Genomic DNA, 10,341 nt, shown 5'->3' on the forward strand with positions numbered 1-10,341 from the left:
AAAATTGTCTGCTCAATTTTTTGATAATTGACCACTGTTACATTTGGTAAATCGAGGAGTTGCTCAAAATTTATCCACATAACCCACCTCCTGTTCTGTGTTACTATTATACCATGCTCACACAGAACCTAGAAGAGCCCAGATAGTGATATTGATATTTTAATTACCTTTTCCCCAACTGCTAAACGAGGTTTAACCGAAACCCTACAAATGCGCGATGAACTGCAAGCAATTTTCAATCGAAAAGTAGATTTAATTGTGAAAGCAGCGCTCAAACGGAGTGATAACTGGCTAAGATGTAAAAACATTTTGGAATCAGCACAGATTATCTATGCCTCATTGTAAATTCTATCAGGCGTATTTTGCGCTATACCGATGGAAAAATAAATTAACAGAACTTTTAAAAGCGATCGCACCCTTACTCTAAGAGTGCTTTTAAAGCAAAAATCCAAACAACTATTAGAAATAGAAACCGACGAAGAAACGGCAACCGCTTGGATAAACCAACAACTAGAAAGCTTGGGAGTCAAACTAATCTGATCAACACAAAAATAGAACTACTCTTGATTTTTACCAGAGGTATATTTTTAAGGGGGGAGGATGTCAACCCTCACTTCCAGACTCAACAGTATGGCCGACTTCGCTGATCCATTGAGCAATTTCTGCGGGGGATGCGGTGGTTTCTACCGTGACTATTTTATTGGCTACATCCACCGATATTTGGGCTGCCGGTTGCTGATTGTTAATCGCTTTAGTAATGGTATTAGCACAACCTTCACAGGCAATACTAGGTACTTTTAGGGTAATTGTCATTGTTGTAACTCCAGTAAGTTTATAGCTAAAAACTAGCATAAATTGTCAGGGATAGCTGATTTTTTAAGAGTTTATTTACCATTTCAGCACTGCCGCTTCGATCCCCTGTTCCCGACGCAGTTTACTATCTTTTTCTAGCCATTGGATGACCTGTTTATGGGTTAATTCTTCTAGGGTTACTCCCGTATCTTCGGCGATTATTTTTAGTAAGCGTAGGGAAGAAATCGTTAAACGAGTCAGGAATTTTTCGGGAGCAGTCAAGAGGGCAGCGTCCACATCTGCGGATTCTTCTGGGGTTAAAAATTGTCTGTTTTCGATCATAGTTTTATTTGGTTTCCATCCAATTGTCACCAGCTTTAATTTCTACCAAGAGAGGGATCGTCAAGGAGACAGCTTCCTCCATAGTCGTCTTGATTTTTGACTCTAGGGATGGCCATTCTTCTCTTGGTACTTCCAAGACTAATTCATCATGGACTTGCAGCAGTAATCTCGCTCGATAATTTTGCAGCACCTCGGCCAATTTTACCATTGCTACTTTAATAATATCAGCACTGGAACCCTGAATGGGCGCATTAGCAGCCGATCTTAATAATTGTGCCTCCTCGTTGTTGAGTTTGAGGCTATCTAAATCGATGTCATGCAAGGGTAGTCCTCGCAGTCTTTTTAAGAGGGGATTATCGAAGTTAAAATAACGTCTTCTGCCCAAAATTGTTTCTACATATCCCTGAGCAATTGCTTGTTTTTTGCTATTTTCTAAATACTCAAATACTTGGGCATAACGTTGATGATATTTTTCAATAAATTTTCTGCCCTGTTCTACGGTTAATTTCGATTCACGGGCGAATTTTTGCGCTCCCATGCCGTAAATAACCCCGAAGTTAATTGTTTTTCCTAAACTGCGTTCTTCGGGGGTAATTTCCCTTTTATCAAAGAGCAATTGAGCGGTGACTTTATGAACATCTTGATTACTACGATACGCTTCTAATAAAACTGGTTCTTGACTGAGATGAGCGAGAATTCTTAACTCGATTTGTGAGTAGTCCGCTGATACTAATAAGTAACCATCTTCGGGGATAAAAGCTTGACGAATTCGTCTGGAAAATTCACTGCGAATGGGGATATTTTGTAGGTTAGGATTGGAGGATGATAAGCGTCCGGTGCTGGTAATGGTTTGATTAAAATCTGTATGTACTCTTGCGGTTTTTGGTTCGGCTAATTTCGGTAAAGCATCCACATAGGTTGATTTTAATTTGGATAAGGTGCGATGTTCAAGGATATAATCAATCAGGGGATGATCGCCTTGTAGTTTCTCTAAAACACTTTGATCGGTGGAGTAACCTGTTTTAGTTTTTCTGGATTTTTTGCGATTGAGTGCCAATCGATCAAAGAGGATTTCACTTAACTGTTTAGGAGAGCCAAGATTAAAGGTTTCTCCGATGGATTCATAAGCTTTTTTTTCTATGTCTGCCAAGTCTCTTTCTAGTTGCTGGGATAAGTTTTTTAGATAATTGACATTGATTTTTATACCATAATTTTCCATCTGCCACAGCACCATGACTAAGGGAGATTCTATTTCAGAGAATAATTGATACAAAGGGGGAATTTTAGTTAATTCTGCCTGTAATTTTTCTCGAAGCAAATAGGTAGCATAGGCATCTAATCCGCAGTAGTTGGCAGTGGTGGCAATATCTAAATCAGCGATGGTTTTTCCCGTAGGAATACCGAGACTTTTATAACTAAGGGAAGTGATACCGTCTAAATAGCGATCGCATAAATCTTCGAGATTATGAGTTAGTTCGGGATGGAGGACATAACTAGCCACCATAGTATCAAAAACTAGACCTTTAACGGTAATTCCTTGATGATAAAAAATATCAATATCAAATTTCGCATTCTGGAAGACTTTCGGATAATTATCACCCGCTAAAATTGGGCGTAATTTTTCGAGGACTATCTCTAGATTTAAATTATCGCCGCTCTGGTGGCCGATGGGAATATAGGCCATAGAATTTAATTCTTTTCCCCAACAGCAACCGATGCCGACTAATTTGGCTACACGAGGATTTAAATCCGTCGTTTCGGTGTCCCAAGCGACGGGAAATTGTGGATTAGTGAAAGTTGTTAATTTTGCCAGTAAAGCATCTAACTTAGGAATAGTATCAATAATGTCGGGAGCAATTAGAACCGGTGGAGAAATAGGGGGTAAATCAAACAGAGACAATTGATTAGAATCAGCATCGCTAGTTAATTCTAGGGTAGGAGTACCACCTAGATGCTGTTGAATTTGATCGAGTTTCTGGAGAATTTTCTTTAACTCGAATCTTTCCAATAAAGGTTTAACTAAACGCCGATCAAAACCTCGGAGACGAAATTTATCCTCCTCCAGACTAACGGGGGCATCAAGGGCAATTTTAGCTAAATAGCGAGAACTTTCGGCGGCGGGTTTTCCCTCTAATAATTTAGTTTTTACCATTCCCTTAATCGATTCCAGATTGGTATATATATCGTCTAAGTTATCGTATTTTTTTAATAAATCTATCGCTGTTTTTTCGCCAATTCCGCGCACACCGGGGATATTATCAGACTTATCACCGCAAAGAGCTTTAAAATCTACTACCTGTTTTGGTGTCACCCCTAACTTTTCCGTGACAGCTTGGGAATTGAATTCTGTATAACCCTGTCCCGATGTACTTTTGACCGCATTAATATCTAGATAGAGAACCGTGGTTTTTTTCTCCTCATCTACCAATTGGAATAAATCTCGATCGCCTGTTAAAATCTTGACTGTATAACCATTATCACCAGCTTGTTTTGCCAAAGTTCCTAAAACATCATCTGCTTCGTAACCCGGGGAAGTAACAATAGGAATATTCATCGCTGCCAAGAGACTTTGCAGATTAGTTAAATCGGGGCGAAATTCTTCGGGAGTCTCTTGCCGATTAGCCTTATAATTGACATCAGCTTCATGGCGAAAAGAAGGGACTGCTAAATCAAAAGCAACTGCTAAATAAGTGGGTTTTTGAGTTTCTAGTAACTGCATCAGAGAATTTAAAAACCCAAAACAAACACTGGTGGGAATGCCAGTAGAAGTACGCAGAGGGCCAGAACGAGACTTAGCAAAGGCATAATAGGCACGAAAAGCCAAAGAATGCCCATCAATCAGGATAAATAGCTTATTTTGCTCGCCACTGTTCATAATCTAGTCTCAAATTTGCGTGTTATTTCCATTTTAAGGATTACCGAGCCATTATTCAGCTATTAGCCTGGCATCGGCGATCGCTGATCACTGATCACTGATACTTAACACCTCGTCAAAAAAAAATATTTGCCAAAAAACCAGCGTAAGGGTATTTTAAGAATAATTTTATATGTTTACTTTGCGATTACATGAGAATCCTAGTTACGGGTGGTGCGGGTTTTATTGGTTCCCATCTAATCGATCGCTTGATGGAACAGGGTCATGAAGTGATCTGTCTGGATAACTTCTACACGGGGGTGCGCCGAAACATCGTTAAATGGCTAGGAAATCCTTATTTTGAGCTAATTCGTCACGATATCACCGAGCCGATCCGTTTAGAAGTCGATCAGATTTATCACCTGGCCTGTCCTGCTTCCCCAATTCACTATCAATATAATCCCGTCAAAACGATTAAAACCAATGTTTTAGGGACTATGTATATGCTAGGCCTAGCTAAACGGGTAAAAGCGCGATTTTTGCTCGCTTCTACCTCGGAAGTCTACGGCGATCCCGATGTGCATCCACAAACGGAAGAATATCGAGGCAATGTCAACTGCATCGGACCGCGTTCCTGTTATGACGAGGGTAAACGGGTGGCGGAAACCCTGGCTTTCGAGTATTATCGGGAGCATAAAGTCGATATCCGGGTGGCCCGGATTTTCAACACCTACGGCCCGCGAATGCTGGAAAACGATGGTCGAGTGGTGAGTAATTTCGTGGTGCAAGCTTTGCGCGGTGAACCCCTAACGGTTTATGGTCAAGGTTCCCAAACCCGCAGTTTTTGCTATGTTTCTGACCTGGTGGAAGGGTTAATGCGTTTGATGAATGGGGATTTTATCGGACCGGTTAATCTAGGCAATCCCGACGAATACACAATTCTGGAATTAGCACAAGTGATCCAAGGCATGATTAATCCCGAGGCCGAATTGGTCTATCAACCACTGCCGGAAGATGATCCCAAGCAACGACAACCGGATATCACTCGTGCTAAAACTTATCTGGATTGGAGTCCAACTATTCCTTTAAGTCAGGGTTTAAAAATGACGATCGAGGATTTCCGTTCTCGTCTAAGCTAATCCCTAATCAATAAATTTAACTTAATTGTCACTGGAGTAATTATCATGCGTGTTTGTGTTATCGGAACGGGTTATGTGGGTTTAGTCACCGGGGTGTGCCTAGCACATATCGGCCATCATGTCATCTGTATTGACAACAATGAAGAAAAAGTCAAATTGATGAAATCGGGACAATCCCCCATCTATGAACCGGGGTTATCAGAATTAATGCAGTCTTCCGCAGCCTCCGGCAATCTGGAATTCTCCACGGATCTAGAAGCGGGAGTTAAACACGGTGAAATCCTCTTTATCGCTGTTGGTACACCAGCACTACCCACGGGAGAAAGTGACACTCGTTATGTGGAAGCGGTGGCCCGGGGTATTGGGGCCCATCTCAACGGTGGTTATAAAGTAATCGTCAATAAATCGACCGTTCCCATCGGTTCTGGGGATTGGGTACGGATGATCGTCCTCGATGGAGTGGCCGAGAGACAAAAAAATCTCGTGGCTGCGGTTGGCGGTATTAGTACACTAGAACGCATCGAAGCGGAATTTGATGTGGTCAGCAATCCCGAATTTTTACGGGAAGGTTCGGCAGTTTATGATACTTTTAACCCCGATCGCATTGTTTTAGGCAGTAATAACCCGAAAGCCATTGAAATGATGAAGGAATTGTACGCGCCTTTGGTTGAACGCCAATTCGCTAACGATCCCTCCTTGCCTCCCGTTCCCGTGGTGGTTACGGATCTCAGTTCGGCGGAAATGATTAAATACGCCGCTAATGCCTTCCTAGCCACCAAAATTAGCTTTATTAACGAAGTAGCTAATATCTGCGATCGCGTGGGGGCCGATGTCACCCAAGTGGCTAAAGGTATCGGTTTAGATTCCCGTATCGGCAGCAAATTCCTCTCGGCCGGAATCGGTTGGGGGGGTTCCTGTTTCCCCAAAGATGTGTCGGCTTTGGTCCATACCGCAGAAGACTACGGTTACGAAACGGAATTACTTAACGCCGCTATCAATGTTAACAAACGTCAACGGACAATTGCGATCGAAAAACTGCAACAGGAATTAAAAATCCTCAAGGGTAAAACCGTCGGTTTGTTAGGATTAACTTTTAAACCCGATACCGATGATATGCGCGATGCTCCGGCTTTAACCATGATCGAACAGTTAAATCGTTTAGGTGCTAAGGTAAAAGCTTATGATCCGATCGTTTCCCAAAGTGGTTTAAGTCACGGTCTAAGCGGTGTGATTATCGAATCGGATCCAGAAAGATTAGCCGATGGTTGTGACGCTTTGGTGGTGGTGACGGAATGGCAAGAATTCCTCCGTCTCGACTACGGCAAAATGGTTAAAACCATGCGCGAACCCGTGTTAATTGATGGTCGCAATTTCCTCGATCCTGCGGTGGTGACAGCAGCTGGTTTCCGTTACCTCGGTATTGGACGTTAATCCCAGGAATCCGCCTTTTCAGCAGGACTGACGCGGTTGGGGAAGGGACAAGCAGCACCAACCCTTACCCCTGCTCCTAGGGGCGAAAATTGCCCAATTATGCCAGTTGAAAAACGAAAACTTCCTAGCTGACCATGGGGATAGTTGCAATGGTTAAATGATATGAACAGGAGCCACTAGAATCCGGGAGCGCTCGGTAGAATTGAATTGAGAAACTAGAAATCAGTTTTAGCAATACCTATGGTTAGCTCTGTTCAATACCGCTACACTAACGAACAAGTTAGGGACTGGTTACGGGGATTACTGACAATTGCCTGGTGTGATGGCGATTATAGCGCCAGCGAACAGGAATCGATCGCCCGTTTCGCTCACGAATTAGAATTAGATGACGACCACGTTCTCTATCAATCGATTAGTCCCGAAGAATTGGCCGCAAGTTTCGGTCATGACCCCAGAATATCAGAAAACTTCCTCCGCACGGCGGTTATGGTGGCGATCGCCGATGGCATTTATTCCCCCGCAGAAGCGCAATTACTGCATAGTTATCGGGATGCTTTCGGGTTAGAAATCGAGGCCTTGTCAGCTTTAGAACATACTATCTGTGAAATTCCCGAAATTACCACGGAAGCGCAGAAATCCGAGTTTATCAGTGCCGAACATCCCCACCCGGATCTGCTTCATCCCCTCAAAGATTGGTTAGATGGGTTAGAAATGCACGATCCGCGCTTGGCCCGGTTTATCTGCAAAATGGTGCCGCCTCAATGTCCTTTTGAACGCGATATCGTGCTGTTTGGCCATAAATTAGTCCATATTCCGCCCCTGTGCAAGTTAAATCCTCTCTACGAGCAATTAGTCGGTTTACGCTTCCGGGCTTTATCATACTTAGCCGATGATTGTCAAGAAGATATTTCTGAGTATATTTAGCCAATTTAATTAAAATTGCGGCTAACATGGTATAAATATCCTGCTGACAGAAAATATCTCAGCCTCAAGGCTTTTCACTAGCTAAATCTTTCGTTAGAATTAGGTTAAATCGCCGTTAAGAGAAAAACTATGAGTAAAAACTCCCGACGAGTCGATTTTCCTGATTTACCGGGGCTAAAAAACCTGCGCTCCTATCAATGGCAGTGGCTAGGCCGAGATATACTCGCCGGTGTCACCGTGGCGGCCTACGCTATTCCCCAGTGTATGGCCTACGGCGACCTGGCCGGGGTCGAGCCAGTGGTGGGATTGTGGACTCTCGTGCCGGCCGCCCTAGTTTACGCCCTTTTCGGCTCCTCATCGCAACTATCCCTCGGACCAGAATCGACCACGGCAGTGATGACGGCGGCAGCGATCGCACCTATGGTAAGCCTTCAAGGAGAAAATTACGGCAGTTTAGCGGCTTTTTTAGCCCTAATGGTCGGTTTAATCTGTTTAGTTGGTTATATCGCCCGCTTGGGATTTTTAGCTAATTTACTCTCCAAACCGATCCTGATCGGTTATATGGCGGGAGTGGCGGTGATCATGATTGCGGGACAACTGGGTAAAATTAGTGGTTTGTCAATCCGTGAAAATACGGTTTTTAAAGAAATTTTAGCTTTTTTTCGGGGAATAAACCAATGGCACTGGCCAACCCTTAGCCTCGCTCTATTTCTGCTCCTATTTCTATTTGTCATCCAAAAATATTTTCCCAAAGCACCGGGTCCCTTGCTGGCGGTTTTACTGGGAACCCTCGCCGTCGCCACCCTCCATCTCGATCAAGAGGGGGTGGCAGTAGTGGGGAAAATTAACAATACTTTGCCCAATTTTGGCTTACCAACCCTAGATTTTTCCCAATTACTACCTCTAGTAACCGCTGCCGTCGGCATTGCCCTCGTCGGCTATTCCGATAACGTCTTGACCGCTAGAGCCTTCGCCGCACGCCATAACCAAGAAATCGATGCCAATCAAGAATTTTTAGCCCTGGGACTGGGGAATCTGGCGGCGGGTTTTTGTCAGGGATTTCCCATCAGCAGCAGCGCCAGTCGCACCGCGGTGGGCGATTCGGTGGGTAGTAAAAGTCAGCTTTACTCCCTAGTGGTGGCAGTGGTGGTGGTGGCGGTCATTTTCTTGCTCGGTCCGCTACTGGTACTCTTTCCCAAGGCCGCCTTGGGTGCGCTGGTGATTTATGCGGCCTGTAAACTGCTGGATATTGCCGGCGCTAAACGACTCAAACGCTTTCGCAATAGTGAGTTTAATCTCGCTGTCCTGACCATGGTGGGGGTGCTAACCACGGGGATTTTAAGCGGGGTTGCCATCGCCATCGGTCTCTCGGTTATCGATTTATTGGCTCGCATTACCCGGCCCGATGATGCCGTTTTGGGTACAGTCCCGGGGGTGATGGGTTTACACGCGATCCAGGATTGGCCGGAAGCGCAAACAATACCGGGGTTAGTTATCTATCGTTACGATGCCCCCTTATTTTTTGCTAATGCGGCCGACTTTAAACGTCGCGCCCTCAGCGCCATTGCCCGGGAGACAAAAACGGTAGAATGGTTTGTCTTGAATACAGAGGCACTCGGAGAATTGGATAGTACAGCCGTGGAGATTCTCGAGGAACTAGCAAGGGAATTATCAAGACAGGGTATAGTTTTCGCCCTAGCGAGGGTTAAACACGATCTGTACTTAGAATTGCAACGTTCCCGCTTGTTAGATAAAATTAGCCAAGAGAGAATTTACTATACTTTGCCGGCGGCGATCGAAGCTTTTAAACATCGTTAACTGATACTAAATCATTAGGGGTCGAGAATGGAATCGCCTCCATCCCCTCCCATAGAGAACCTACCCGTGCATAGTTTTCGGACTTTATTGAAATTAGGTGATAGAGTTGTCTAAGTTGGGCTTCCGTCGGTTGCATTTAGTCATTATCGGCTTGATTTTAGATTATTGTTCATTTTTAGCATCATTAACTGAAAGTCACTTCCCTAACCTATTTAGCATCAGTTTAACCCATTTTTCAAGGATCTAGGCTAGAATATGAAGACAAGACGTATTGCTCTGGGTTAATCTACTCTGTAGAAGCTAAGAAGGTAATCAAAATGGCTAAATATTCGCCTCTTATCCATGTATCTCCTGAAACTATGAGTGGTGTTCCTGTTTTTTCAGGTACTAGAGTTCCGATACAAACACTTTTTGATTATCTTAAAGCAGGAGAATCAATTGATGATTTTTTAGAGGGTTTTCCAACGGTAACAAGAGAACGAGTTATTAGCTTACTTGAAGAATTTGAAAAAGAGCTTATTGATAGGGTAGCGTGAAATGAGGCTTCTTTTAGATGAATGTATTGACCGAAGATTAATGAGGGAGTTTACAGGTTATAATATCAAAACTGTTCCGCAAATGGGATGGACTGGGATCAAGAATGGTCAACTGTTAGGTTTAGCTTCACAAGAATTTGATATTTTTATCTTGAATGTCGGGGTGAAGACCCTCGCTTGAGCGCGACGGGATGAAACCCCGACCAGTATAAAACAGCAAAGCACGACATTTCGACAGGCTCAATGTAAAAGCTCAGTGTTTACAAAATCTTGACAATCCGATGCTCTACAGGTTAAGATAAAATAAGTTGTTTGAGGTCGATAAACAATGATTGTCTTAGAAATGAAAGCCGTGGTCAAACCAAGTCAATGTTCTGCCATTGATGAGGCTATTCGTACAGTACAATTCATCCGTAATAAGGCTTTAAGGCTTTGGATGGATGCCAAGAGAGAAGACAAAATCGATAAATATTCTCTCAATAAATATTGTGCAGTTCTCGCCAAA

General features: G+C 43.5%; 9 protein-coding genes and 1 pseudogene. 7 read left to right on the plus strand and 3 right to left on the minus strand.

Annotated features, from left to right (window positions below; genetic code table 11):
• Positions 1-150 precede the first annotated feature (150 nt).
• Entirely contained in the window at positions 151-345 is a 195-nt protein-coding gene (locus tag IM322_RS07345; protein ID WP_287673277.1) for a nucleotidyltransferase domain-containing protein, read from the plus strand.
• A gap of 258 nt (positions 346-603) precedes the next feature.
• Here IM322_RS07345 and IM322_RS07350 read toward each other — a convergent pair whose 3' ends face one another.
• From IM322_RS07350 to polA, 3 genes are read right to left on the minus strand one after another with little or no spacing between them, the layout of a single operon-like run.
• Positions 604-852 carry a heavy-metal-associated domain-containing protein gene (locus IM322_RS07350; RefSeq protein WP_287673269.1) on the minus strand — a complete coding sequence of 83 codons (249 nt, stop codon included), beginning with the start codon at positions 850-852 and terminating at the stop codon, positions 604-606.
• A gap of 36 nt (positions 853-888) precedes the next feature.
• A complete protein-coding gene (locus IM322_RS07355) occupies positions 889-1,134 on the minus strand; it encodes an NDH complex assembly factor CRR9 (RefSeq protein ID WP_286826830.1) in 246 nt (81 codons plus the stop codon).
• Positions 1,135-1,138: 4 nt separating this feature from the next.
• Positions 1,139-4,009, minus strand: coding sequence for a DNA polymerase I (gene polA, locus IM322_RS07360; RefSeq protein ID WP_287673271.1), 2,871 nt, complete (start codon positions 4,007-4,009; stop codon positions 1,139-1,141).
• Between the two features lie 191 nt (positions 4,010-4,200).
• Between polA and IM322_RS07365 the strand changes: the two genes are divergently transcribed.
• The 6 genes and pseudogenes from IM322_RS07365 to IM322_RS07390 form a co-directional block, all read left to right on the plus strand.
• Positions 4,201-5,127, plus strand: a complete 927-nt coding sequence (locus tag IM322_RS07365; protein WP_286825455.1) for a UDP-glucuronic acid decarboxylase family protein — start codon at positions 4,201-4,203, stop codon at positions 5,125-5,127.
• Positions 5,128-5,172: 45 nt separating this feature from the next.
• On the plus strand, positions 5,173-6,558 hold the full coding sequence (locus tag IM322_RS07370; protein ID WP_287673273.1) for a UDP-glucose dehydrogenase family protein: 1,386 nt from the start codon (positions 5,173-5,175) through the stop codon (positions 6,556-6,558).
• A gap of 240 nt (positions 6,559-6,798) precedes the next feature.
• Positions 6,799-7,482, plus strand: coding sequence for a Mo-dependent nitrogenase C-terminal domain-containing protein (locus IM322_RS07375; protein ID WP_287078190.1), 684 nt, complete (start codon positions 6,799-6,801; stop codon positions 7,480-7,482).
• A gap of 129 nt (positions 7,483-7,611) precedes the next feature.
• Positions 7,612-9,300 carry a SulP family inorganic anion transporter gene (locus tag IM322_RS07380; RefSeq protein WP_287673275.1) on the plus strand — a complete coding sequence of 563 codons (1,689 nt, stop codon included), beginning with the start codon at positions 7,612-7,614 and terminating at the stop codon, positions 9,298-9,300.
• Between the two features lie 317 nt (positions 9,301-9,617).
• The gene (locus IM322_RS07385; RefSeq protein ID WP_158199526.1) at positions 9,618-9,836 is read left to right on the plus strand and encodes a DUF433 domain-containing protein; all 219 of its coding nucleotides are present in this window, start codon (positions 9,618-9,620) and stop codon (positions 9,834-9,836) included.
• 328 nt (positions 9,837-10,164) lie between these two features.
• Positions 10,165-10,341 (plus strand): annotated as a pseudogene (locus IM322_RS07390) (RNA-guided endonuclease TnpB family protein); the annotation flags it as partial.

Origin of the sequence: Microcystis sp. M109S1 (assembly GCF_020247025.1) — a bacterium.
In the GTDB taxonomy this organism is placed as follows: domain Bacteria; phylum Cyanobacteriota; class Cyanobacteriia; order Cyanobacteriales; family Microcystaceae; genus Microcystis.